The sequence below is a fragment of the Pseudomonas sp. NPDC090752 genome (genome assembly GCF_055584805.1).
In genome coordinates this window covers 1-24,460 of sequence record NZ_JBVJLI010000023.1, presented here as the reverse complement: position 1 = coordinate 24,460, position 24,460 = coordinate 1, and the positions used below count along the sequence as shown (strand labels likewise).

Here is a 24,460-nt window from a genome sequence, read left to right as displayed (position 1 = left end):
AGAATGTGATGGTCCTGTGGGAGCGGGCTTGCCCCGCGAAGAGGCCGGTAGCAGCAGTGCAGTAATGTCAGGCCATACGTTTGGAAAATTAATCGGCGAATATTCCTACAGGGTTTTAGGAAGAGCCAAACTCCTCTGAGAATTCGTTCCTCGTTAGTGTTCAGGTGCAACTTCGACGCAACTGTTCGCTAACCAACCGTTGGCCGGCATAGCCGAGCGATGACGGGTGAAAGAGGGACCTCCATGCTTAACCAGTTTGATAAGAACATCAAGAAATCCTCTCAGCTTGAACCGGGGGAGGATCATCCATGAGCATCAGCCAGCGCATCGCCACTTTAGTCGCCGAAACCGATTTCCTCCTCACCCCTGCAAAGCCTGCCAGCGCCAAGGCCTGCCAATCCCGCCCCTGCGCCAAGCCCTGGTCCCCGATACCCGCCCAGGCCGCGACTCGGCCACGCAAACCCGCATGGGCCTGCGCACCTTGCGCAGCGGCTACCTCTACGTGCTGCTCGACCAGCGCATCTGGCAGGCCTACGAAGTGACCGACCACGGCCACCTGCGCCGCTTCAACCCCTACGAACCGCCGCTCGGGCCACCGCCACCGCTGCCCGAGCGGTGCGCGCAGGCGGACCATGACCTGCCGTCTTCCTTTCTCAACATCGACACCGACAACTACGGCTCGGCCTGGCTGGCCTTCTCCAGCGATGCCTGGCCGGTCAGCGTGTTGCAGGCTTACCGCAATGGTCAGGCCCCCGCGCATCGCTTCGAAGGGCTGGACCTGGCCCAGGCGCGCAACAACCCCGAGCTGGTCGGCCTGGCCATGACCCCGGACAATCTCCAGGTCGACCGGCAGGTGTTCGAGTACGCCCAGCAACTGAACGGCCCGTTCGACAGTGCCCACGGCTTCCACAGCCGCTTCCTGCGCAAGTTCGCCCTGCGCGGATACGTGGTCAACGCCATGCAACAGCACGCGCTGGAAAACGGCGTGCTGGCGGTGGTGCTCGACGACACAGTCGGCCTCGTTCAGGAGTACAACCACCAGCGCCTGAACTGGGTGGTCAAACGCCAGGCCTGGCACGAGGATCCGCTGCGCGCCTACCAGCTGCAGACCTCGCAGATTCTCCAGATCATCCGGCAAACCCAGCGTGAATGGGCCGCGCAAAAGGTACCCTCCTTCGAGCCGCAGACCGGCGACGGGCCACCGGTGTTCGCCGACCCCGCCGTCGAGCGCCAGCGACTCGTTGACGTACGCCAGCGGGAGAGCGATGAAAAGCTCGAAGAGCGTTATGACGAACCCCGGCGCGCTGCTTTCCAGGCCGAGTACGAGCAGCAGGAACTAAAGTTCCAGCGCCACATCGATCAACACGCCGCCGCTTACATAGCCCACTGCGAAAGCGCAGCCTTCGCCTTGATCGAGCGGCATGACTATGACGGCAGGAACCGCGAGTCGGGCATCGCCTACACCAAGACCATGGCCGGCTGCCTGGCGGGCGGTATCACCGAAGCGCCCTCCACAAGCGCCGAGCCCGCCACGCCCGCCGCAGGTACCAGCGCAGCCCTCTGGCTCAAGTGGCTACAGGACCCGAGCAGCCCCGCTTACCGCGCCTTGCTGCTGCGCGATGGCGCCCTGCTGGCCGCGCTGTTGCCGACCTTCTCGCAGACCGAACCGAACAACTGGAACGACAGCGAAAAGCTCTACACCGCCTTGAGCAAATTCATCGCCAGTGAAGACGCCGGCCTCAAGCTGCGCGATGCGCTCAAGCAGTCGGTCACCGAACTGCAAGGGGCAGTCAACGCGGCCAGCCAGCGCTTGGCGGTGTGGCTCGACCCCGGTGTGCAACAGGTGGTCCGCCACCTGAACAGCGCCAGCCAACGAGTCTACAACGGCGTGCACCTGGTCGAGCTGCAGGTACAGATGAAGCTGGGCGAGTACTACGCCTTGCAGAGCGCGCACCTGCGCGAACTGCAGAACAACGCCAGCGAGAAACTGGCCAAGGCGCGGACGAAGATGATGCCGCCGCTTCATGAAGTCATGGCGGGCGTGGAGAACAAGGCAAACAAGGTCAAGCCCATCATCCAGACCGGCTTGCTGAGCCTGGCGGTGCTCGACCCGAAGGTGGCGCACACGGTGGTCAACGTCAGCGTCTGGGTCGAAGGTACGGCCCATGAACTGCATGAGCGCCTGGCCAGTGAGGTCAAGTTGAACGTCAGTCAACTGGGGCCTGCGGCACAGATGACGCTGGTGGATCTCAAAGTGGCGGCGGGGACACTGGAGCCGAGTGCGCGGAAATTGCTCGATGGCATGCGGATCAGTGCGGGGCAGGCTTCGCGTTTGGTGAGTGGTGGTTTTACTGGGTTGAGGGGGACCGGCAAAGGGTGGGAGTTGTTGCTTTCCATCGGCGGGCTGCATTTGTTGAATGACAGCCTTGGGAAGAATCTGGAAAAGGCGGAAGAAGAATTAGGGCCGAAGTCCAGCGAAGCGATAATGGCTTTATACGGATCCAGCCTAGGCATTATTGGCAGCAGCCTGGAGCTTTTTGGATTTTTGATACCACGGAAATTTATGACACCTCATCACCTTAGCACGGGGCGAAAAATCGCTAGGGCGGGCGCCATACTTAATGCAGCAGCCGGGCTTTTCGAATCTTTACAGCTCATACTTGCCGCAAAGCGAAGTTACGACTCTGGCGACAACATTACAGCATTATGGTATACCCTTTCAGCGTCATCAGCCGCCATTGGCACAGCCTCCGCAATCAGAGCGGTGTTTAGCCCCTTGCTATTGGGCGCCCTAGGCGCAACCATCCTTTTCAGCTTAATTACATACCTATTCACCAAACACGCTACAAAACGCGAATCGACGCAGCTAGAGCGATGGACTGGACGCTGCTACTTCGGAAAACCCAATGCAACCCCGCACGTTCACTGGGACGCTCCACAACATAGCGATATTGCATTAGCGGAATTGAATGCCGCGGTACTGGGACTTGAGGGAAATTTGAACACTGAATCCATATTCCACAACCAACCCATCAATTCTAAAATTGGCACTCCTATTAACCCGCTAACTCAGAAATTGTTAAGGTTTCGAATCGCGCTACCGCGATTCACCCCTACAACTTCCAGCTATCATTGGGCGATTCTATTCCATCGCCTGGGAGATGGCAGCGCGCCAAACTTCAAAGGAGGGGAAGTGATTTTCGATGAGAGATACTACACACCTTCAATTGGAACGAGGACTAGCAAGTATGCCGCAATGAAACCAATAGCCCCTCCAAAAATGGCTGATTACCACCCAGAAACCCGCGAGATAGTTAATCCGGAACAGAAGAGAAGCACGTCAAACAATAACCGCCCTCACCTAATAGACGGAAAGATAAAGCTAGCAGCCACCAGCGGATCGCACAACGTCATGACAGTCTCGCTAGTGATCACTTATTGGCCAGACCGCACCCTTTCAGACGCTTATGCGGAAATTGTAATCCATGAGATCGTGAGATGAGCCAATCACCTCGGCCGGTCGGCTGGAAATATGATCTGCCTTCACCGAACGCACAGGCCACAGTAGAGGATGCGCACAAAAGTGTCGAGCCTAGCCCTAACCATATAGATGACTGTTTCTTAGAGATACCCAGAGCATCTTTAAAAATTCGAGGCTACTGGTTGACTTTAGGGCCTCTACTCATGCTTGGCGTTTCAACCATAACCGCCACAACGATTTATATCAGTATCATCGAACCAAGCCATGGAAGTCTTGAGCTCATGGTGTCTGCGGTACTATTTTCCGCTCTCGCATTCTGGATCCTTACTCCTTTCATCCGAATAGATATCGGACTTCCTCGCCATGAGCCAATACGTTTTAATCGGCGACGCAGGAAAGTTTACTTCTATCAATACAGATTTGACCGACGCCACCCATTGGGTCGAAAAAACTGGGGGGCTAAAGCAGTGGCTCATGACTGGGATGACATTACCGCCGAGGCTTACCGTATCTACAGACCCCTGGGTTATGGTGGGCTGAAGGAGGAGGTAATGCTATCAGTCCGGAAGGCCGGCACAGACGACGTCATTGATCGCGTTTTCTTTACAGATGACATTCAAAAAGGTGAACAATACTGGGCCATTGCCAGACTGTTCATGCAACAAGGCCCCGAAGCACTCCCGGACTTCATCCATCCTCCGAGAGATTGGGATGAATTCCCTAATCCCGCCCCTTGGGAAAATGCGCTTCATCGCAACCCATTTGACCGACTCGCACCGAGAGTTCAACGGCCCGCCGAAATGGACCTCGAATCACGTACTGCCCCCTCCCAGGGAGAACATCCATGAAACCTGCAGCCTTCGTTAGTTGCGTCCACATCTGTTTAATTAAAGAAGCTGCCTGACCCCGCTACGCGGCCCTATCGCCAAGTTGCTGGCGATGGGGCCAGAATCGATGGATCAGGCCACCGCCACTTCCACCGCCCCCCCGTTCATCCGCACCGGCCACACCCGCAGCCGCTGCCCGGCATCTTCCAGGCACTCGCCGCTCTCCAGGCTGAAGTGCTGCTTGTACAGCGGCGCTGCCACGACCAGCTCCCCTTGCAAGCTCCCCACCAGCCCTCGGCCGATGATATTGGCCCCAGAACGCGGGTCGCGGTTATCGACTGCGTACAGCGGCTGCGCCTGCCCAGGCACGTAGAACAGCGCCACCTGCTCTCCCTCAAGCCACACCACCACTCCTGAATCGGCCACCAGGTCATCAGCCTGGCACACCGCCTGCCAGTTCTCTTGGGTTTTCACAGCAGCATTGGACAAGTTCATCACACAGCCTCCTCGACAGTTGGGATCAGGTGCAGCGGTGCAGCCGGCCGGCGCTGTTCGCGCTCGCGGACGAAGTGAACGTCCGGATCGGCGCGCCGGTCGTTGACGAAAGTGCGGAAGCGCTTGAGTTTTTCCGGGTCGTTGAGGGCGTTGGCCCACTCGCATTCATACTGATCGACCACATGCTGCATCTGCGCTTCCAGCTCGGCAGCCAGGCCCAGGCTGTCGTCGAGGACGACCTGCTTGAGGTAGTCCAAACCGCCCTCCAGGCTTTCACGCCAGACCGAGGTACGTTGCAGTTTGTCGGCGGTGCGGATGTAGAACATCAGCACCCGGTCGATCAGGCGCACCAGGGTTTCGTCGTCCAGGTCGGTGGCGAACAGTTCGGCGTGCCGCGGGCGCATGCCGCCGTTGCCGCAGACGTACAGGTTCCAGCCCTTGTCGGTGGCGATCACGCCGATATCCTTGCTCTGCGCCTCGGCGCATTCGCGGGTGCAGCCGGACACCGCGAACTTGAGCTTGTGCGGGCTGCGCAGGCCCTTGTAGCGGTCTTCCAGGCGTAGCGCCATGGCGACGCTGTCCTGCACGCCATAGCGGCACCAGGTGCTGCCCACGCACGACTTCACCGTGCGGGTCGACTTGCCGTAGGCGTGGCCGGTCTCGAAGCCGGCTTCGATCAGCTCGCCCCAGATCAGTGGCAGCTCGTGCAACTGGGCGCCGAACAGGTCGATGCGCTGGCCACCGGTGATCTTGGTGTAGAGGTCGTACTTCTTGGCGACCTGGCCGATCACGATCAGTTTGTCGGGAGTAATCTCGCCACCCGGGATGCGCGGCACCACCGAGTAGGTGCCGTTTTTCTGCATGTTGGCCATGAAGGTGTCGTTGGTGTCCTGCAGCGGCACCAGCGCCGGGTCCATGATCGGCTGGTTCCAGCATGAAGCGAGGATGTTGCCCACCGCCGGTTTGCAGATGTCGCAACCGACGTGGCCTTTGCCGTGCCGTTCGAGCAGGTCGTTGAAGGTGCGGATGCCGCCGACCCGCACCAGCCCGTAAAGCTCCTGGCGGGTGTAGGCGAAGTGTTCGCACAGGCTCTTGTCCACGGTCACGCCACGGGCGGTCAGTTCATGCTCGAAGACCTGCTTGAGCAACGCCGCGCAACCGCCGCAGCCGGTCGCTGCTTTGGTGCAGCCCTTGACTGCGGCAAGGTCGCCGCAGCCGCTGTCTATGGCGGCGCACACCGCGCCCTTGCTGACGTTGTGGCAGGAGCATATGGTCGCGCTGTCGGGCAATGCGTCGGCGCCCAGGGCTGGCGCCCCACCGCTTTGCGGCAGGATGAGCGCGGCCGGGTCGGCTGGCAGGGCGATGCCGTTCTGGGCGTACTGCAACAGGGTGTCGTAGTAGCTGTTGTCACCGACCAGCACGGCGCCGAGCACGTACTTGCCACTGGCATCCACTACCAGCCGACGGTAGGCGGCATTGGCCTCGTCGATGAAGCGGTAGCTGCGCGAGCCTGGCGTGGCGCCATGGGCGTCGCCGATGGAGCCGACATCCACGCCCAGCAATTTGAGCTTGGTCGACATGTCGGCGCCGGTAAACTCACCGGCCGCCTCGCCCAGCAGCAAGGCCGCCAGGTTGCGCGCCATGCTGTAACCTGGCGCGACCAGGCCGAACACGCTGCCGTTCCAGGAGGCGCACTCGCCAATGGCGAAGATGCGTGGGTCGCTGCTGCGGCAATGGTTGTCGATCACCACGCCACCGCGCGCGGCGACCTCCAGCCCGCTGGCACGGCCCAGCGCATCCTGCGGGCGGATGCCAGCGGAGAACACGATCAGGTCGGTCTCGAGGAACTCGCCGCCATCGAAGTTCATGCGGTAGCGGTAGGCCTCGCCAGCGCTGATCGACTGGGTGGCCCGCGACAGGTGCACGCCAACGCCAAGGGCTTCGATCTGCGCCTTGAGCGCCGCGCCGCCTTCGCCGTCCAGTTGCACTGGCATCAAACGAGGGGCGAACTCCACCACGTGCGCTTCCAGGCCTAACGACTTGAGGGCATTGGCGGCTTCCAGGCCAAGCAGGCCGCCACCGACGACCACGCCGCGAGTAGCATTGGCAGCAGCGGCGCGGATCGCATCGAGATCGTCGAGGGTGCGATAGACCAGACGGGCATTGCCGCTGGAGCCTTCGATCGGCGGCACGAACGGATAGGAACCGGTGGCCAGGATCAACTGGTCGTAGCCGTAGCGGCCCTCGGCGGTGACCACTTCGCAGCGTTCCCGGTCGATCTCCAGCACCGCTTCACCCAGGTGCAGGTTCACGCCGTTGTCGCCATAGAAGCCTTGCTCGCACAGGGCCAGGGTTTCGGCGCAGCTGCCGCCGAAGTACTCCGACAGGTGCACGCGGTCGTAGGCACGTTGGCGCTCTTCGCCGAACACATGCAGCTCGAAGCGCGCCAGGGCGCCGCGTTCGACCAGTTGCTCGACGCAATGGTGGCCGACCATGCCGTTGCCGACGATGACCACTCGCTCTCGTTGCCCGCTGCTCGCTGTTGCCTTCATACGCCGATCCTCGATCAAAAAAAAAGCGCCTGGAGCCGAAGCTCCAGGCGCCTTTGCCTGTATTCATCACGGTGTGCCCCTGGGTTGATCGCCGTTGATCAGTGAGGCTTGTTGTGTGGGAGATAGTGCATGGACTGTGCCAGTTGGGTTGCCTGTGCTGGCCTCTTCGCGGGCAAGCCCGCTCCCACAGGTCTTTCACAGAATTGGCGACAATATCAATCCTGTGGGAGCGAGCTTGCCCGCGAAGAGGCCAGCACTGCCACTGCACATTCCAAGTGCAGCACTCACCAACATGGAGCACGTCAATACACATCCCGCCGATACCGCTTGGCCTTGCTCAAGGCCTCCATGTAAGCATCCGCGTCCACGCCCCCATGCTCGGCAATGACCTCGCGCAACGCCGCATCCACATCCTTGGCCATACGCTGAGCATCTCCGCACACATAGAAATACGCCCCCGCCTCCAGCCACTGCCACACCTGCGCGCCATTCTCACGCAGGCGCTGCTGCACATAAATCTTCTCGGCCTGATCCCGGGAAAACGCCGTGTCCAGCCGCAGGTGGCCGCTCGCCTGCCACGCCTGCAGCTGCTCCCGGTAATAGAAGTCGGTCGCGGCGTACTGCTCGCCAAAGAACAACCAGTTACTCCCCTTGCCCCCCCGGGCTTCGCGCTCTTCGAGGAAGGCGCGAAACGGCGCAATCCCGGTGCCGGGACCGACCATGATCACCGGCACAGTGTCGTCATCGGGCAAGCGAAAATGCTTGGATACCTGCGGGAAGATCGCGATCTTCTGCACCTGCCCACGGTCGGCGAGAAAGCTTGAGCACACCCCTTTGCGCTCGCCATAACGTACCGTGGATACGGTCAGGTGAACCTGACCAGGGTGCGCCAGCGGGCTGGAACTGATCGAATAGAGCCTCGGCTGCAAAGGCTTGAGCAGGTCGAGCCACGTAGCCAATGGCAAGTCTTGCGGAAACGCACGCAGTACATCGACCAACTGTCGGCCCCAGAGCCAGTCCTGCAATTCGCGTTTGCAGTCAGGCTGCAGCAGGCGCCGCAGTTCGGCGGCTTGCAGGCTGAATACCTGCAGTTGTTGCGCAGTGACCTTGGCGATCTCCAGGTGCGACGCCAGCGCCTTGGCCAGGGGCATGACCGCTTGCCCTTTCAACTGGACCTGGGCCTGGCCATCAAGCCGCATGGCGGCCAGCATGTCTTCCACCAGCGCCGGGCAGTTGCGTGGCCATACGCCCAGGGCATCGCCTGCGGCATAAGTGAAATCGCTGCCGGCCAGGTCGAACACCAGCTGGCGGGTTTCCTTGCTGGCACCCGGGGCATTGAGCAGGCGGTTTTCCAGCAAGGTGGCATTCCATGGCTGATGCTTGCTGTAGCCGGTCACGGGTTCACTCACAGGCAGCGGCAGGGTGGCGCTGCCCAGTTCGGGCAACAGCGCATCGAGCCAAGTTGCGAAGGCCTCATCGAAATCCGGCTCGCAGTCGACGCGCGGCAGCAGGCGCCGCCCACCCAGCTCAGCCAGGCGCTGGTCGAGCTTGCGGCCGAACCCGCAGAACTGGTCGTAGCTGGAGTCTCCCAGTGCCAGCACGGCGTAGGGCAATTGGGCGCAGTGCGCGCCCTCCTCGCCCTGCAGCGCCTGCCAGAACGCCGTCGCGCTGTCGGGTGCATCGCCATCGCCGAAGGTGCTGGCGATGACCACGACGCTAGCCGCACCCTGCAACTGGCGGGGGCTGACCGCCTCCAGGCAGCTGAGCTGCACCTGCAGCCCGCCACTGCGTAAACGCTCGGCGCAACGCTCGGCCAGCGCTTCGCCGTTACCCGTTTGCGAAGCCCACAGCACCTGATGAGGTGGCGTAACAGACGCGCTCTCAGCCGGCTCGATACTCAGCTCACGGGCTTCGATGCGCTCACCGGCAACTCGCTGCAAGGCGACGGCGCAGTGCTTGAAGGCCGGCTGCAGCGACAGCGGGTCGACCGCATCGCAGGTGACGGCATTGATCGCCAACTGCTCGCCGATCACATCGTTCCAGTGGAACGGTGCGAAACAGTTGCCAGGCATCACCCGGTCACTGACCCGCGCCGGCAGTACGGCCTGGCCACGCCGCGAGCGGATCGCCACCTGGTCCTTGTCGCGGATGCCCAGCCGCGCCGCATCTTCGGGATGGATTTCTACGAAGGGGCCGGGTTCCAGCTTGTTCAGCGTCGGCACCTTGCCGGTCTTGGTCAGGGTGTGCCATTGGTGCTGCACCCGGCCCGTATTGAGCACCAGTGGGTAGTCGGCGTCTGGCAGCTCCGGTGCGGGTAACCAGGGCCGGGCGAAAAAGCGGGCCTTGCCGCTTGTCGTTGGGAAAAGCAGGGTGCTGGGATCGCCGTTTTCGACATAGCGCAGTGGGCTGCGGTCGTCCGTTTGGCCTGGGGCGCAGGGCCATTGGCGGGGTTTTTCGCGCAGCGCCTGGTAGTCGATGCCACGCAGATCGTAGCCGGTGACCGGGTTGTAAAAGCGACGGATCTCATCGTACACCGCCTCAGCGTTGGCGTAGTCGAAGGCCTCGGCATAGCCCATGGCACAGGCAACCCGGGCGATGATCTGCCAGTCCGCCAGGCTCTCGCCCGGCGCCTCGACCGCGCACGGCATCAGCGTCAGGTTGCGCTCGCTGTTGATCATCACGCCCTCGCCCTCGGCCCACAGCGCGGCAGGCAGGAGGATATCGGCGTAGCGGTTGGTTTCGGTGTCGAGGAAGGCATCCTGGGTGATCACCAGCTCCGCCTGACGCAGGCCGTCGATTACCTGCTGGCGGTTGGCGACGCTGGCCACAGGGTTGCTGCAGATGATCCAGCAGGCCTTCACGTCCCCCACTTTCATCTGCTCGAACAGCGCCACCGTGCCTTCGCCACCTTCAGCGCGCAGGCTGCCAGACGCCAAGCCCCATTGCGCCTCGATGAAGCTGCGGTCGCCTTCGACCAGTGCCGAGCGCTGGCCCGGCAGGCCCGGCCCCATGTAGCCCATCTCGCGACCGCCCATGGCATTGGGCTGGCCGGTCAGCGAGAACGGCCCGCTGCCGGGGCGGCAGATGGCGCCAGTGGCCAGGTGCAGGTTGCAGATCGCGTTGCTGTGCCAGGTGCCGTGAATGCTCTGGTTCAGGCCCATGGTCCAGCAGCTCATCCACGCCTTGGCCGTACCAATCAACGCGGCGGCCTGGCGGATGTCATCTTCCGCCAGGCCGGTGATGGCGGCTACGCGCTCAGGGGTGTAGTCGTCGAGGAAGGCAGGCAGCTCGTCCCAGCCTTCGGTGTGGCGGGCGATGAAGTCAGGGTCGGTGTGGCCATCGCGATGCAACAGGTGCAGCAGGCCGTTCAACAGCGCCATGTCGGTACCCGGACGCACCTGCAGGAACAGGTCGGCTTTTTCGGCGGTAGCTGTGCGTCGCGGGTCGACGACGATCAGCTTGGCCCCGGCTTTTACCCGGTCGAGCAGGCGCAGAAAAAGAATTGGGTGGCAGTCGGCCATGTTCGCGCCAATCACCAGGAAGACCTCGGCACGCTCGAAATCCTGGTAACTGCCAGGCGGGCCATCGGCGCCGAGCGAGAGTTTGTAGCCACTGCCAGCACTGGCCATGCACAGGCGAGAGTTGGACTCTATATGGCGCGTGCGGATGAAGCCTTTGGCCAGTTTGTTGGCCAGGTACTGGGCTTCCAGCGACATCTGCCCGGAGACATACAGCGCCACGGCGTCAGGACCGTGCTGGTCGATGATGCTGCGCAGGCGCTCGGCGGCCTGGATGATGGCCTGGTCCAGGCTGCTGCGTGCGGGCTCATGGTCGCGCTGACGTCGGACGAAGGCGCTTTCCATGCGCCCGGCGGCGGTTAGTGGGATATGCGCGGTGAGGCCTTTGGTGCACAGGCGGCCGAAATTGCTTGGGTGCTGTTTGTCACCGCTGACCTTGGTCACCTTGCCGTCGACGACGCTCATGACGATGCCGCAACCGACCCCGCAATAGGGGCAAACGCTGCGAACTTGAGTGCTGGCCATGGGCGGGTCTCCTGGTGGAAACGCAAAAGGCGCCGGTTGCTCCGGCTTGCTTGGCAAGCGGGGCAACACGGCGCCTTTGTCGTGAGTCTGATGGGGCTGTCGTCGTTGACAGCCTGGGATGAGATCACGTCAGCAAATACTGGGCCAGCTGTGCTGGCCTCTTCGCGGGCAAGCCCGCTCCCACAGGATCACCACGGGTTCGACGGCCGTGCAGTACCTGTGGGTGCGGGCTTGCCCGCGAAAAGGCCGGTACAGCCAACGCACCAAGCGGTGGCATCACCAATGTCCCTGGCGCTATGCTGGAGCAAATTCCAGCTGAGTTACTGTCCTCCCCCCATGTCCCAGGTGATCCTCAAGACCCCCGCCCAACTCGACCTGATGCGCAACGCCGGCCAGCTGCTGGCCCGAGTGTTCGCCGACCTCGATAGCTTCATCCGCCCCGGCGTGACCACGATGCAGATCAACGACCACGCCGAAGCCTTCATCGTCGACACCCTCAAGGCACGTCCAGCGAGCAAGGGCCAGTACGGCTTTCCCTACGCGCTCAACACTTCCGTGGACCATGTGGTCTGCCATGGGATGCCAAAAGCCGATGAGGTGCTCAAGGAAGGTTCGATCATCAACGTCGACATCACCCTGGAACAAGGCGGTTACATTGCCGACTCATCGAAGATGTACAGCCTTGGCGCCATCACCGAGGATGCCCAGCGGTTGGTCGACACCACGTACGAGGCGCTGTGGAAAGGCATTGCCCAGGTGCGCCCCGGCGCAACGCTGGGCGACATCGGCCATGCCATCCAGGTCCATGCCGAAGCCGCCGGCTACAGCGTGGTGCGCGAGTATTGCGGGCATGGCATCGGCCAGCAGATGCATGAAGGGCCTGAAGTGCTGCATTTCGGTCAACGCGGCATGGGCATGAAGCTCAAGCCGGGGATGGTCTTTACCATCGAGCCGATGATCAACCAGGGCGGGCGCGGTACGCGGACGTTGAAAGACGGCTGGACGGTGATTAGCCGCGACCACACGCTGTCCGCGCAGTGGGAACATACCGTGGCGGTGACCGAGGATGGGGTCGAGGTGCTGACCTTGCGCGAAGAAGAGCGCAGCCAATAAGGCTCCGAAATGAAAAAAGCGACCCTAAGGTCGCTTTTTTTGTAACTTCCGGGTGTTCAGTGGGCCCTGGAAGTTGAATATGGCGCAGCGGACGGGACTCGAACCCGCGACCCCCGGCGTGACAGGCCGGTATTCTAACCGACTGAACTACCGCTGCGCTATTTCATCGAGTGGTGGGTGATGACGGGATCGAACCGCCGACCCTCTGCTTGTAAGGCAGATGCTCTCCCGGCTGAGCTAATCACCCTTCGTCTCGGTGAGGCGCGCATTCTACGGAGGAAGCGGCGTCATGGCAAGCCATTGATGCAACTTTTTTGCAAAGACTCCCAACCGCAAATTGCAGGCACAAAAAAAGCGACCCTAAGGTCGCTTTCTTTGTTACTTCCGGGTGTTCAGTGGGCCCTGGAAGTTGAATATGGCGCAGCGGACGGGACTCGAACCCGCGACCCCCGGCGTGACAGGCCGGTATTCTAACCGACTGAACTACCGCTGCGCTATACATCGAGTGGTGGGTGATGACGGGATCGAACCGCCGACCCTCTGCTTGTAAGGCAGATGCTCTCCCGGCTGAGCTAATCACCCTTCGTCTCGGTGTGGCGCGCATTCTACGGACGGGCTGCCACCCTGGCAAGCACAATTTTCAACTTTTCAAAAAAAAATTCTCAGCCCTTTCAACGACCTAGCGCAGTCTGCCGTTATATAGCTGCTGGCCCTATGACAGGGCTGGCCTGGAACGGCTGCGCGGAGAATAATGCCCCCCTTATGCATTAAGGAGAGATTCCCCCACATGTGGTTCAAGAACCTGCTGTCCTACCGCCTGACCCAGGAAGTACCGTTCGAGGCTGAAGCGCTGGAAGCCGCCCTGGCCAGCAAGCCGGCCCGCCCCTGCGCCAGCCAGGAGCTGACCACCTACGGTTTCGTCGCGCCCTTCGGCAAAGGCGAAGACGCTCCCCTGGTGCACGTCAGCGGCGAATTCCTGCTGATTGCCGCGCGCAAGGAAGAACGTATCCTGCCGAGCAGCGTCGTCAACGATGCCGTCAAGGAGAAAGTCGAAGAGATCGAGACCGAGCAGATGCGCAAGGTCTATAAGAAGGAACGCGACCAGATCAAGGACGAGATCATCCAGGCGTTCCTGCCGCGCGCGTTCATTCGCCGCTCGATGATCTTCGCCGCCATCGCCCCACGCCTGGGCATGATCCTGGTCAACTCGGCCAGCGCCAAGCGTGCCGAAGACCTGCTGTCGACCCTGCGCGAAGTGATGGGCTCGCTGCCGGTGCGTCCTGCCACCGTGAAGATCGCCCCGACCGCGACCATGACCGACTGGGTCAAGTCGCAACAGGCCGCCGAAGGCTTCTATGTCCTGGACGAATGCGAACTGCGCGACACCGCCGAAGATGGCGGCATCGTGCGCTGCAAGCGCCAGGACCTGACCGGCGAGGAAATCCAGCTGCACCTGAGCACTGGCAAGGTGGTTACTCAACTGGCCCTAGCCTGGCAGGACAAACTGTCATTCGTACTCGATGACAAGATGGTCATAAAGCGCCTGAAATTCGAAGAGTTGCTGCAGGAGCAGGCCGAGCAGGACGGCGGTGATGAAGCCGCGCAGCAGTTCGATGCCAGCTTCCTGCTGATGATGATGACCTTCAGTGAATTCCTGCCGGTGCTGTTCGAGGCACTGGGTGGGGAAGAGATTCCGCAAGGGGTCTGATTTGCATGATTGGCCGACGCTGAGCTGGAAGATATCCTGGGTCAGCACCGGCCTCTTCGCGGGCAAGCCCGCTCCCACAGGAACCCCACAGCATTCAAATTCTGTGGGGTTCCTGTGGGAGCGGGCTTGCCCGCGAAGAGGCCAGTGAAATCAATAAAAACTCAAAAGAAGGATCAACCATGCGCGCCCTCGCCGCCTTCAGCCGCTTCGTCGGCAACACCTTCGCCCTCTGGGTGCTGGTGTTCGCCTGCCTGGCCTTTCTGCAACCGCAATGGTTCATCGCGCTCAAGGTCGCCATCGTGCCGCTGCTGGGGTTAGTGATGTTCGGCATGGGCCTGACCCTCAAGCTCGACGACTTCGCCGCCCTCGCCCGTCAGCCCTGGCGCGTGGCGCTCGGCGTAGTCGCGCACTTCGTGATTATGCCGGGCATGGCCTGGCTGCTCTGTCAGCTGTTCCAGCTGCCGGCGGAAATCGCTGTCGGCGTGATTCTGGTCGGCTGCTGCCCGAGCGGCACGGCCTCGAACGTGATGGTCTGGCTGTCCAAGGGCGACCTGGCGCTGGCGGTGGCGATCGCTGCGGTGACCACCTTGTTGGCGCCGCTGCTGACCCCGACGTTGATCTGGTTCCTCGCCTCGGCCTGGTTGCCGGTGTCCTTCATGGACATGTTCTGGTCGATCCTGCAACTGGTGATGCTGCCGATCGTGCTCGGCGTGTTGGCCCAGCGCCTGCTCGGCGCGCGGGTGCAACTGGCGGTGCAGGTGCTGCCACTGGTGTCGGTGGTGAGCATCGTCATGATCGTCTGTGCGGTGGTGGCGGCCAGCCAGGCGAAAATCGCCGAATCGGGCCTGCTGATCATGGCGGTGGTGATGCTGCACAACAGTTTCGGTTACCTGCTGGGCTACCTCACCGGCAAGTTCTGCAAACTACCGCTGGCCCAGCGCAAATCGCTGGCGCTGGAGGTAGGCATGCAGAACTCGGGGTTGGGGGCGGCGTTGGCAGCCGCGCACTTCTCGCCGCTGGCGGCGGTGCCGAGTGCACTGTTCAGCGTTTGGCACAATATTTCCGGGGCACTGCTTTCCACTTGGTTCCGGCGCATGGAGGAACCTTCATCTAAGCTTGAAAGCGCGGAACCGGCGCGCAATTGAGGGTGCAATACCGGCCTCTTCGCGGCTAAAGCCGCTCCCACCGGTGAGCCGCTATCCCTGTGGGAGGGGCTTTAGCCGCGAAGAGGCCCGCACTGACTTGCCCGAAAATCAGAAGATGTGCACCATAGTGCCCAGCGTGAGGACGGCCTCACAACGCGTTGCGTTATCACTCCGGGGACGGCCCCATCATTCAAACGATGGAGACACTCTCATGTCCTGGATCATCCTGTTCTTCGCCGGCCTGTTCGAGGTCGGCTGGGCTGTCGGCCTCAAGTACACCGACGGCTTCACCCGCCCCATTCCCACCGTGCTCACCGTCGGCGCCATGGTCATCAGCCTCGGCCTGCTGGGCCTGGCCATGAAAGAGCTGCCGTTGGGCACCGCCTATGCCATCTGGACCGGCGTGGGTGCCGTGGGCACGGTGATCGCCGGGATCATCCTGTTCGGCGAGTCCATGGCCCTGGTGCGGCTGGTCAGTGTGGCGCTGATCATCTGCGGCCTGGTTGGCCTGAAGGTCAGCGCCAGCTGACCATCGCCGTTTAACGCAGGTCGCCGCGCAGGCGGCTAACCTGCTCGCGCAACAGCTCCGGCTGCGCTGCGTCCACCGGGACTGCAGCGCCAGCCACGATGGTCACCCGCGACCACAGGCGCTTGAAGAAGCCCTTGCCCGGATCACGGCTGAAGAAGCTGCCCCACAGCCCCTGCAACGCCAGCGGAATCACCGGCACCGGGGTTTCCTCCAAGATACGGCTGACGCCGCCCCTGAATACATCGATCTCGCCATCACCGGTCAACTTGCCCTCCGGGAAGATGCACACCACCTCCCCCGCCGCCAGGTACTGGGCGATGCGGGCGAACGCGCGCTCGTAGATGGCCGCATCCTCGTTGCGCCCGGCAATCGGGATGGCGCCGGCGGTGCGGAACACGAAGTTGAGTACCGGCAGGTTGTAGATCTTGTAGTACATGACGAAACGGATCGGCCGGCGAATCGCCCCGCCGAGCAGCAGCGCGTCGACGAACGACACATGGTTGCACACCAGCAACGCCGCGCCTTCATCCGGAATGCGTTCGAGATCGCGGTGCTCTACGCGGTACATCGAATGGCTGAGCAGCCAGATCAGGAAACGCATGGTGAACTCGGGCACGATCCTGAAGATGTAGGCATTGACCAACACATTGAGCAGCGACACCACCAGAAACAGCTGCGGGATGCTCAGCTCGGCTACGCCCAGCAAGACGATGGTGAGGATTGCTGACACCACCATGAACAGGGCATTGAGAATGTTGTTGGCGGCGATCACCCGGGCGCGCTGGTCCTCGGCGGTGCGCGCCTGGATCAGCGCATACAGCGGCACGATGTAGAAGCCACCGAATATGCCCAGGCCGACGATCGACAGCAATATCCACCAGGCCTGGCTCATGCCCAGCAGGGTCAGCCAATCATGCGGCGCCGCAGCGGCCGGCACATCGCCGGAGTGCCACCACCAGAGCAGGCCGAACAGGGTCAGGCCGAACGAGCCGAACGGCACAAGGCCGATCTCGACCTTGCGCCCGCTGAGCCGCTCACACAGCAGCGAGCCCAGGGCGATGCCCACCGAGAACAAGGTCAGCACCAGGGTAACGACCGTGCCGTCGCCGTGCAGCCAGTCCTTGGCGTAGGCCGGGATCTGCGTCAGGTAGATGGCCCCGACAAACCAGAACCACGAGTTGCCGACGATCGAGCGCGACACCGCTGGCGGTTGCCCCAGGCCCATGCGCAGGATCAGCCACGACTGCTTGAAGATGTTCCAGTCCAGCTTCATCTGCGGCGAGACGGCCGCAGCGCGCGGGATCCAGCGGCTGGCCAGGTAGCCCAGCACCGCGGTCCCCACCACCCCACCGGCGACCACCATGGCGTAGCTGTCGCTGGTCATCATCACCCCGGCGCCGATGGTGCCGGCGAGGATGGCCAGGAAGGTGCCCATTTCCACCAGGCCGTTGCCGCCGACCAGCTCTTCTTCACGCAGAGCCTGGGGCAGGATCGAGTATTTCACCGGGCCGAACAGCGCCGAATGGGTGCCCATGCCGAACAGTGCCACCAACATCAGCGTCAGGTGATCGGTGACGAAACCGAGCCCGCCGATGGCCATGATGGCGATTTCCGCCAGCTTGATCGCGCGGATCAACGCATCCTTGGCAAATTTTTCGCCGAACTGCCCGCCCAGCGCCGAAAACAGGAAAAACGGCAGGATGAACAACAGCGCGCAGAGGTTGACCCAGATCGAGCGGTCGCCATCGCCAAGGCTGAGCTTGAACAGAATCGCCAGGATCAGCGACTGCTTGAACAGGTTGTCGTTGAAGGCACCCAGCGACTGGGTGATGAAAAACGGCAGGAACCGCCGCTTGCCGAGCAAAGTGAATTGCGAGGAATGACTCATCGTCCTTGTTCCCTGAGGGGCTTTAGTCATTGGAGGCGCACTGGGCGCGCGAAGCCACAAGTCTGCCGAATTTAATGGAAATCGTCGTTCAGATTTTGTTGCAGCCGCCGATAATTCATATAGATGACTATATCTGACAGAAGGGATAGACCCCCGGTCTCCTCCAACGCATAAGAAAAGGAGCTCAGCAGTTTATGTTTACCTGGTTCGGCGATCTGAAAATCGCCCACAAGCTTTTCGTCGGTTTCGGCCTGGTGCTGTGCCTGACCCTGGTCCAGTCGCTGATCAGCTGGGACGGCCTTGGCAGCCTGGTACGGCGCAGCGAGGTGGTCAGCGACGTGTCACGCCTCAACGATGCCCTCGGCGATTTGCGCGAAGCGCGCCTGCGCCATGCCATGGCCAATGGCGGGGAAAACGAAGGCAATGCGTTGCAAGCGGCGCTGCAGGCCTTTCAGGCACCGCTGACGAAGCTGCGCGGAAGCCTGGTCAAACCCCAGAGCCTGGCCCTGGTCGACAACGCCGAGAAAACCTTGAACGGCTATGCCGCCAACCAGGCGCAGAGCTTCCAGTCCTATCAGAAAATGCGCGCGGCACAGAAGGAAATGGGCGCCCTCGCCACGAACGCATTCGCCAGCATCGAAGCGATTCGCAAGCAGGTCCGCGCCCTGCCCGACGCCGAGCAGCGCTTCGTGCGCAGCGAGGCGGCCAACCAGATCCGCGAGAATCTCATCCTGCTGCGCTACCACGTACGCGGCTACACCGGGAACACCAACGCCGATACCGAACAACTGATGAACGCGCAGATCGCTACCACAGTCGATGACCTGCCAGGCTTGGTGGCGCGCTTCAATGGCAGCTTTGCCGAGCAGTTCACCACGCTGCAGCAACAAATTCGCACCTATGCCGAGGCAGTCGAGGCGTTCCGGGGTGAGGTCAGCAAGCTAGTCCAGTACCGCAGCGCCATGGCTGCCGACATCGACAGCCTCAATGGCCTGATCGGCCAGTTGCTGGACGCCCAGGCGGTGTCTGTTGTCAGCGACAGCCAGTTTGCCAAGAACCTGCAGGTGGTAACCACGCTGTTGGCGCTGCTGATCGGTATCCTCGCCGCCGTGGTCATTGCCCGCCAGATCAGCGCTCCCTTGCAGCAGGCCCTGCGCGCCATGCAGCAGGTGGCGACTGGCGACCTCAGCGAGCAACCGGCCAGCCATCGCCGTGATGAAGTTGGCCAGTTGCAGAATGCCCTGCAGGGCATGACCCGCAACCTGCGCGAACTGATTGCCCAAGTGCGCGACGGTATTTCGCAGATCGCCAGCGCCACCGAGGAGCTGTCGGCGATTACCGAGCAGACCAGCGCGGGTGCCAACAATCAGAAAATCGAAACCGACCAGGTCGCCACCGCAATGCAGGAAATGGCCGCCACCGTGCACGAGGTGGCGCGCAATGCCGGCGAAGCATCCCTGGCTGCCAGTGCCACCGACGAAGACGCACGCGAAGGGGACAGCGTGGTCAACCGCGCCGTCGCGCAGATCGGCCGCCTGGCCAGCCAGGTGGACGCCACTGGCGAGGCCATGGGCGCGCTGCGCAATGAGAGCCAGCGCATTGGCAAGGTCATGGACGTGATCAAGGCGGTCGCCGAGCAGACCAACCTGCTCGCGCTTAACGCCGCGATCGAAGCGGCCCGTGCTGGCGAGGCCGGCCGTGGCTTTGCCGTGGTGGCGGATGAAGTGCGCAGCCTGGCCCAGCGCACCCAGGCCTCGACCCTGGAGATCGAGTCGGCGATCGGCAGCCTGGAACAAGGCACCCGCTCGGTGAGCGAGCTGATGGAAGAAAGCCAGAGCCTCACCGCAAGCAGTGTGGCACTGGTGCGTGAGGCGGGTGTGGCGTTGGAGGGGATAACCCAGCGGGTGTCGGGTATCCAGCTGATGAACCAGCAGATTGCAGCGGCTTCGGAGCAGCAGAGTGCGGTGGCCGAGGAGATCAGCCGTAGCGTGGTGACGGTGAGGGATATCTCCGAGCAGACGGCGGAGGCCAGCCAGCAGACGTCCGCTTCCAGTGTTGAGCTGGCGCGGTTGGGTGGACAGTTGCAGGCAATGATCAGCCGGTTCCGAATCTGATTTTCTAGGCAGTCAGTCCTGGCCTCTTCGCGGGGCAAGCCCGCTCCCACAGGTATCCCGGTGAATCCAAGGGCAGTGGAGAACCTGTGGGAGCGGGCTTGCCCCGCGAAGAGGCCGGGACTGACACCCTTCACTCGAACCCGAACAAATCCCGCGCAGTCTCCACCAACAGCGCCCGCCGCAATTCAGTCGAGCACCCCAGCGCCTCGAACTGCTCGACCACCGTGGCAAAGCTCACCGTTGACTCATGCTGAGTATGCGGCCAGTCACTCCCCCACATCAGCCGCTCGGCACCATAGTGCGCTTCCAGCGCCCCGAGGGCCTGGCGTGCGAATGCGACGTTCTGCTCCGGCGTACCTTCCAGGCGATAGATCCCGGACACCTTCACCCAGACCCTACCCTTGCCCCCCAGCGTCAGCAGCTCGGCGAACCCCGGTTGCCCCAACCCAAGGCGCGCATCGGGCCGGCCGAAGTGATCGACGACAATATCCAGCCCGTAGGGCTCCAATGCCCGCACCAGCGACGGAATATCCGCCACATGGCGATGCAATTCCAAGTGCCAGCCCTGCTCGGCAATGCGCTCCAGAAACGGCCGCCACTCAGCCTCGCGCAGATCAGGCAACGCCCGCCCCATGAGATTCAGGCGCACGCCCCTGACCCCGAGGCGAGCCATTTCATCCAGGGTCTCGCGCTCGACGTCCCGCTCCAGCATGACCACCCCGCGCAGCTGCCCCGGCACGGTCTGCAGGGCGCTGAGCAGGTAGCGGTTGTCGGTGCCCAGGAAGCTGGGCTGCACCAGTACACCATGGCTGAAGCCATGGCCCTGCAACTGGGCCAGGTAGTCGCCCAGCGGCGCATCGTAACTTGGCGCGTAGCGGCGCTCGCTGGCCAGGCTCAGCCCGCGGCTGAAGACGTGGGCATGGCTGTCGATGGCGGTGATCAATGAAGCAGGAACGTCGGGCATGATTTTCAATCGGGATCAGTGTCAGGTTACTTGGCTGCAGCGCCAGCCATTTCTGGCGCTGGCGTGGCCTCAAGGTTGCGGCCACGGGTTTCCGGCAGGCACAACGCGGCGATCATGGCCACGCCATAGGCGATGCCGGCGTCGATGCCGATTGCACTGCCCAGCGACATGGACTCGCTCATGTGGCCGACCAGGAATGGGAACACCGCCGACAGCACACGGCCGAAGTTGTAGCAGAAGCCGACCCCAGCGCCGCGCACATCGGCCGGGTACAGCTCATTGAAGAATGAGCCCAGGCTGGCCGGAATGCCGGCGGCGAAGAAGCCCAGGGGGAAGCCGAGGAACAGCATCTGCGTATTGGTCAGCGGGAAGAACACATAGGCCTGCACGGTCAGCACGCAGCACAGGGCGAACAGCAGGATGTTCTTGCGCCGGCCGATGCGGTCGATCAACAGGCCGCTGATCACGCAACCGCACCAGAAGGCGAAGATGATCACCGCCAGGTAGCCGCCGGAGTTCAGCACCGAGAGGTTGCGCTCGGTCTTGAGGAAGGTCGGCAGCCAGGTCATCACCGCGTGGTAGCCGCCATGGGCGCCCAGGCCCAGCAAGCCGCCAAGCAGGGTGACGCGCAGCAGCTCGGGGCGGAAGATGCCGGCCATGGACTTGAAGAAGCTGACGGGGATGGCCTTTTCTTTCTGCAGGCGCTGGAAGCTGTCGGGCTCTTGCACATTGCGGCGCACCCAGATGATCAGCAGCGATGGCAGCAGGCCGACGAAGAACATTACGCGCCAGGCGTAGTCTGCCGGTACCAGCGAGTAAATCAGCATGAACAGCCCGACTGCCAGGCCCCAGCCCACCGCCCAGGCGCTCTGCACCGTGCCCATGACCTTGCCGCGGTATTTCGGGTTGATGGTCTCGGCCATCAGTACCGCGCCGGCCGCCCATTCGCCGCCGATGCCGAAGCCCTGCATGGCCTTGACGAACAGCAGCGGATAGAAGCCGGTGACGAATGCCGACAGGAAGGTGAAGAAGGAGAACCAGAGGATCATCCACTGCAGCGTGCGCACGCGGCCGTAGCGGTCCGACAGAGTACCGCCGAGCCAGCCGCCGATGGCCGAGGTGACCAGGGTCAGGCCGCTGATCAGGCCGGCGTCGCCCTTGGTCAGAGAGAACGCGGCGATCAGCGCCGGGATGGCCAGACCGAACATCTGCACTTCCAGCGCATCGAGCGACCAGCCGCCGAAGCAGGCCCAGAACGTCTTGCGTTCCCGTGAGGTGATCTGGCGGTACCAGCTGAACATGATTGTTATCCTTCTTAGTCGTGTGTATTACGGCCGGGCGTGCCGAAGCTCATGGCACGCTGGCGACCGGGCAGGCGAAGCCACTGCGCCGTGGCAGAACGGCGCAGACGGGTAACGGGGCGAAATAGCCGGGTCAGCGAATGTCGATGCGGTAGCGGAAGTGCTGCGCATGGCCGCGCGAGCGGCGCCATTCCAAGGGTTTGCCGGCGTAATCACGGGCCAGACGCTCGATCACCACCACCGGGCTGTCGGCCGGCAGTTGCAACAAGCGACCCTGTACCGCATCGACCGCTTCGGCGGTCAGGGTTTCTTCGGCGTAGGCGACCACCTGGCCACACAGTTCTTCGTAGATTGGATAAAGCAGTGGGCCTTTGCTCTGCAACTCGACGTCCAGCAGGGGCTGGAAGGTCTGGCGCGGCAGCCAGATCTCTTCGGCCAGCACCGGCTGGGCGCCCAAAAGACGAGTACGGACGATGCGGATGACCTCGGCCTCGGCTGACAGGCCCAGTGCCTGGGCCACTGCTGACGGGGCCGGCACAGGCTCGATGGAGAGGATCCGGCTTTGCGGCATCACCCGTTCACCGTTGGCGGTTTCGAAACGGAAGAAGCGGAACAGCGAAGATTGGAACTGCGGGCGGCGGATGAAGGTGCCGCGGCCTTGCTGGCGCTCCAGCACGCCTTCGGCTACCAGTACGTCGACGGCCTTGCGCACGGTGCCGACCGACATGTCGAACTCGGTCGCCAGCGCCGCCTCGGTGGGGATCGCTTCACCGGGGCGCCAGCGGTTGTTGGCAATCTGCTCGATCAGGTGATCGCGCAGTTGTTGGTAGCGGGGCAGTCGAGCATCACCGGACAGTGGGGGCATGTTCGCTCTCGTCTTGTTATGTAAACATATATATGAATTTGGCGAGAGTATTCCCCGAGCGCGACAGGGTGTCAATCCTCCGCTGGTCGCTTGTATCGGGCTGCCTTATGCTCAAGCCCCGGCAATTCCCCACAACAAGGACGTGGCAATGCTCGCCGCCCTCAAGCACTACCCCGCAGCGGTACGCCTGCTGCTGGCCACCACCTTCACCCTGACCGTGGCCCGTGCCCTGACCCTGCCCTACCTGGTTGTCTACCTGGCCGACAACTTCCAGCTGTCGATCAGCCACATCGGCCTGCTGATCGGCGGCGCGCTGATCGTCGCTTCCTTGCTGAGCCTGTACGGCGGCCACCTGGTCGATACCCTGCGCAACCACACCTTGGTCAGCGCCAGCACCCTGGTCTTTGCCCTCGCCTTCGTCGCCGCCATCGCCAGCCGTTCGGCACTGCTGTTCTTCCTGTGCCTGGTGCTGATCAACCTGGCCCTGGCCGTGGTCGATATTGCTGCCAAGGCCGGTTTCTGCGCGCTGCTGCCGGTGGAACAACGGGCAGAGGTGTTCGCTATCAAGTACACCTTGAGCAACGTGGGTTATGCTGCCGGACCACTGCTGGGTGTGGCCCTGCTGGAACTGAACGAGCGCCTGCCCTTCATCGGCTCCGCGCTGATCGGCCTGAGTATGTGCCTGGCCTACTGGCGCCTGGGAGACCGTGGGCTGCAGGCCAGCGCACCGGTGCAATCGGCTGCAGGCTTCGCCCAGGTGGCGCTGGGGTTGGCACGAGACCGCCGGCTGGTGTGCTTCACCCTCGGCGGCGTACTCAGCGCGGTAGTGTTCGGCCAGTTCACCGCCTACCTGTCGCAGTACTTGGTGGTGACCACCAGCGCCAGCGAAGCCGCGCGCCTGGTCGGTTACCTGGTGACCACCAACGCCGTGACGGTGATCGCCCTGCAATACCTGATCGGCAAACGCATCAGCCGTCAGCAGTTGATGCCCTGGCTGCTGGCCGGCATGGCGCTGTTCATCGCCGGGCTATTGGGCTTCTCGCTCGCCGGGACGGTGCTGGCCTGGTGTCTGGCCATGTTGGTGTTCACCCTGGGCGAGATCATCGTGATCCCGGCCGAGTACATGTTCATCGACCTGATCGCGCCGGAGCATCTGCGCGGGGTGTACTACGGCGCGCAGAACCTGTCCAACCTGGGTGCGGCGCTGGGGCCGGTGATGGTGGGGTTTGCCCTGGGGCATTGGTGGCCGGGGGCAATCTTCTATCTGCTGGTGTTGTCGGTGATACTGGCAGGGGTTTTCTATGGGTTGGGCACCCGTAAGGGTTGATGGTGGTTGTGATGGCCTCTTCGCGGGTGTACGACCGGAGACATCGTTTACATAGTAAACCGGGGACATGGTTTACACATTTGAGGCTTGGACGCGGTTTTCGCCTCG

15 protein-coding genes, 4 tRNA genes and 1 pseudogene are annotated in these 24,460 nt (G+C 62.5%); 9 read left to right on the top strand and 11 right to left on the bottom strand.

Annotated elements, in window-relative coordinates:
* Positions 1 to 226: 226 nt before the first annotated feature.
* Positions 227 to 3,502 (top strand): T6SS effector BTH_I2691 family protein, encoded by a 3,276-nt coding sequence (locus ACZ6YA_RS23435; RefSeq protein WP_465899859.1) that lies wholly within the window; start codon positions 227 to 229, stop codon positions 3,500 to 3,502.
* On the top strand, positions 3,499 to 4,329 hold the full coding sequence (locus ACZ6YA_RS23430) for a DUF6708 domain-containing protein (protein ID WP_465899857.1): 831 nt from the start codon (positions 3,499 to 3,501) through the stop codon (positions 4,327 to 4,329). Before ACZ6YA_RS23435 ends, ACZ6YA_RS23430 begins: the two co-directional genes overlap by 4 nt.
* Before the next feature lie 111 nt (positions 4,330 to 4,440).
* Here the strand turns inward: ACZ6YA_RS23430 and nirD are convergent, their stop codons facing one another.
* The 3 genes from nirD to ACZ6YA_RS23415 form a co-directional block, all read right to left on the bottom strand.
* Positions 4,441 to 4,803: a nitrite reductase small subunit NirD gene (nirD, locus tag ACZ6YA_RS23425; RefSeq protein ID WP_465899855.1), complete on the bottom strand. Its 363-nt coding sequence runs from the start codon at positions 4,801 to 4,803 to the stop codon at positions 4,441 to 4,443.
* Positions 4,803 to 7,355, bottom strand: a complete 2,553-nt coding sequence (nirB, locus tag ACZ6YA_RS23420; protein WP_465899853.1) for a nitrite reductase large subunit NirB — start codon at positions 7,353 to 7,355, stop codon at positions 4,803 to 4,805. Before nirB ends, nirD begins: the two co-directional genes overlap by 1 nt.
* Before the next feature lie 302 nt (positions 7,356 to 7,657).
* A complete protein-coding gene (locus ACZ6YA_RS23415) occupies positions 7,658 to 11,398 on the bottom strand; it encodes a molybdopterin-dependent oxidoreductase (RefSeq protein WP_465899852.1) in 3,741 nt (1,246 codons plus the stop codon).
* Positions 11,399 to 11,734: 336 nt separating this feature from the next.
* On the opposite strand from ACZ6YA_RS23415, the gene map reads away from it, so the two are divergent.
* Positions 11,735 to 12,511, top strand: a complete 777-nt coding sequence (gene map, locus ACZ6YA_RS23410; RefSeq protein WP_465899850.1) for a type I methionyl aminopeptidase — start codon at positions 11,735 to 11,737, stop codon at positions 12,509 to 12,511.
* A gap of 80 nt (positions 12,512 to 12,591) precedes the next feature.
* Here map and ACZ6YA_RS23405 read toward each other — a convergent pair.
* The 4 genes from ACZ6YA_RS23405 to ACZ6YA_RS23390 form a co-directional block, all read right to left on the bottom strand.
* A tRNA-Asp gene (locus ACZ6YA_RS23405) sits at positions 12,592 to 12,668 on the bottom strand.
* 14 nt (positions 12,669 to 12,682) lie between these two features.
* Positions 12,683 to 12,758: transfer RNA gene (locus ACZ6YA_RS23400), tRNA-Val, on the bottom strand.
* Positions 12,759 to 12,927: 169 nt separating this feature from the next.
* A tRNA-Asp gene (locus ACZ6YA_RS23395) sits at positions 12,928 to 13,004 on the bottom strand.
* Between the two features lie 13 nt (positions 13,005 to 13,017).
* Positions 13,018 to 13,093, bottom strand: a tRNA-Val gene (locus ACZ6YA_RS23390).
* 205 nt (positions 13,094 to 13,298) lie between these two features.
* Between ACZ6YA_RS23390 and rdgC the strand changes: the two genes are divergently transcribed.
* The 3 genes from rdgC (at position 13,299) to sugE (ending at position 15,893) form a co-directional block, all read left to right on the top strand.
* Positions 13,299 to 14,219, top strand: a complete 921-nt coding sequence (rdgC, locus tag ACZ6YA_RS23385; protein ID WP_465899848.1) for a recombination-associated protein RdgC — start codon at positions 13,299 to 13,301, stop codon at positions 14,217 to 14,219.
* Positions 14,220 to 14,398: 179 nt separating this feature from the next.
* Entirely contained in the window at positions 14,399 to 15,364 is a 966-nt protein-coding gene (locus tag ACZ6YA_RS23380) for a bile acid:sodium symporter family protein (RefSeq protein ID WP_465899846.1), read from the top strand.
* Between the two features lie 211 nt (positions 15,365 to 15,575).
* Positions 15,576 to 15,893: a quaternary ammonium compound efflux SMR transporter SugE gene (sugE, locus tag ACZ6YA_RS23375; RefSeq protein ID WP_465899844.1), complete on the top strand. Its 318-nt coding sequence runs from the start codon at positions 15,576 to 15,578 to the stop codon at positions 15,891 to 15,893.
* 10 nt (positions 15,894 to 15,903) lie between these two features.
* Here sugE and ACZ6YA_RS23370 read toward each other — a convergent pair whose 3' ends face one another.
* A complete protein-coding gene (locus ACZ6YA_RS23370) occupies positions 15,904 to 17,781 on the bottom strand; it encodes a 1-acyl-sn-glycerol-3-phosphate acyltransferase (protein ID WP_465899842.1) in 1,878 nt (625 codons plus the stop codon).
* 194 nt (positions 17,782 to 17,975) lie between these two features.
* Here ACZ6YA_RS23370 and ACZ6YA_RS23365 point away from each other — a divergent pair.
* Both ACZ6YA_RS23365 and ACZ6YA_RS23360 read left to right on the top strand, forming a co-directional pair.
* A pseudogene (locus ACZ6YA_RS23365) lies at positions 17,976 to 18,992 on the top strand (methyl-accepting chemotaxis protein); the annotation flags it as partial.
* 39 nt (positions 18,993 to 19,031) lie between these two features.
* Entirely contained in the window at positions 19,032 to 19,895 is an 864-nt protein-coding gene (locus tag ACZ6YA_RS23360; protein WP_465899933.1) for a methyl-accepting chemotaxis protein, read from the top strand.
* Positions 19,896 to 20,025: 130 nt separating this feature from the next.
* Here ACZ6YA_RS23360 and ACZ6YA_RS23355 read toward each other — a convergent pair whose 3' ends face one another.
* The 3 genes from ACZ6YA_RS23355 to ACZ6YA_RS23345 all read right to left on the bottom strand — a co-directional run bounded on the left by ACZ6YA_RS23355 (position 20,026) and on the right by ACZ6YA_RS23345 (position 23,025).
* Positions 20,026 to 20,859: an amidohydrolase family protein gene (locus ACZ6YA_RS23355; RefSeq protein WP_465899840.1), complete on the bottom strand. Its 834-nt coding sequence runs from the start codon at positions 20,857 to 20,859 to the stop codon at positions 20,026 to 20,028.
* A gap of 26 nt (positions 20,860 to 20,885) precedes the next feature.
* Positions 20,886 to 22,160: an MFS transporter gene (locus ACZ6YA_RS23350; protein ID WP_465899838.1), complete on the bottom strand. Its 1,275-nt coding sequence runs from the start codon at positions 22,158 to 22,160 to the stop codon at positions 20,886 to 20,888.
* Between the two features lie 133 nt (positions 22,161 to 22,293).
* A complete protein-coding gene (locus ACZ6YA_RS23345) occupies positions 22,294 to 23,025 on the bottom strand; it encodes a GntR family transcriptional regulator (RefSeq protein ID WP_465899836.1) in 732 nt (243 codons plus the stop codon).
* Positions 23,026 to 23,173: 148 nt separating this feature from the next.
* On the opposite strand from ACZ6YA_RS23345, the gene ACZ6YA_RS23340 reads away from it, so the two are divergent.
* Positions 23,174 to 24,352 (top strand): MFS transporter, encoded by a 1,179-nt coding sequence (locus ACZ6YA_RS23340; RefSeq protein WP_465899834.1) that lies wholly within the window; start codon positions 23,174 to 23,176, stop codon positions 24,350 to 24,352.
* Positions 24,353 to 24,460: the final 108 nt, after the last annotated feature.

Coding starts and splice junctions, on each gene's coding strand:
- ACZ6YA_RS23430 (WP_465899857.1), top strand. CDS start 3,499: ATGAGCCAATCACCTCGGCCGGTCGGCTGGAAATATGATCTGCCTTCA.
- nirD (WP_465899855.1), bottom strand. CDS start 4,803: ATGAACTTGTCCAATGCTGCTGTGAAAACCCAAGAGAACTGGCAGGCG.
- nirB (WP_465899853.1), bottom strand. CDS start 7,355: ATGAAGGCAACAGCGAGCAGCGGGCAACGAGAGCGAGTGGTCATCGTC.
- ACZ6YA_RS23415 (WP_465899852.1), bottom strand. CDS start 11,398: ATGGCCAGCACTCAAGTTCGCAGCGTTTGCCCCTATTGCGGGGTCGGT.
- map (WP_465899850.1), top strand. CDS start 11,735: ATGTCCCAGGTGATCCTCAAGACCCCCGCCCAACTCGACCTGATGCGC.
- rdgC (WP_465899848.1), top strand. CDS start 13,299: ATGTGGTTCAAGAACCTGCTGTCCTACCGCCTGACCCAGGAAGTACCG.
- ACZ6YA_RS23380 (WP_465899846.1), top strand. CDS start 14,399: ATGCGCGCCCTCGCCGCCTTCAGCCGCTTCGTCGGCAACACCTTCGCC.
- sugE (WP_465899844.1), top strand. CDS start 15,576: ATGTCCTGGATCATCCTGTTCTTCGCCGGCCTGTTCGAGGTCGGCTGG.
- ACZ6YA_RS23370 (WP_465899842.1), bottom strand. CDS start 17,781: ATGAGTCATTCCTCGCAATTCACTTTGCTCGGCAAGCGGCGGTTCCTG.
- ACZ6YA_RS23360 (WP_465899933.1), top strand. CDS start 19,032: ATGACCCGCAACCTGCGCGAACTGATTGCCCAAGTGCGCGACGGTATT.
- ACZ6YA_RS23355 (WP_465899840.1), bottom strand. CDS start 20,859: ATGCCCGACGTTCCTGCTTCATTGATCACCGCCATCGACAGCCATGCC.
- ACZ6YA_RS23350 (WP_465899838.1), bottom strand. CDS start 22,160: ATGTTCAGCTGGTACCGCCAGATCACCTCACGGGAACGCAAGACGTTC.
- ACZ6YA_RS23345 (WP_465899836.1), bottom strand. CDS start 23,025: ATGCCCCCACTGTCCGGTGATGCTCGACTGCCCCGCTACCAACAACTG.
- ACZ6YA_RS23340 (WP_465899834.1), top strand. CDS start 23,174: ATGCTCGCCGCCCTCAAGCACTACCCCGCAGCGGTACGCCTGCTGCTG.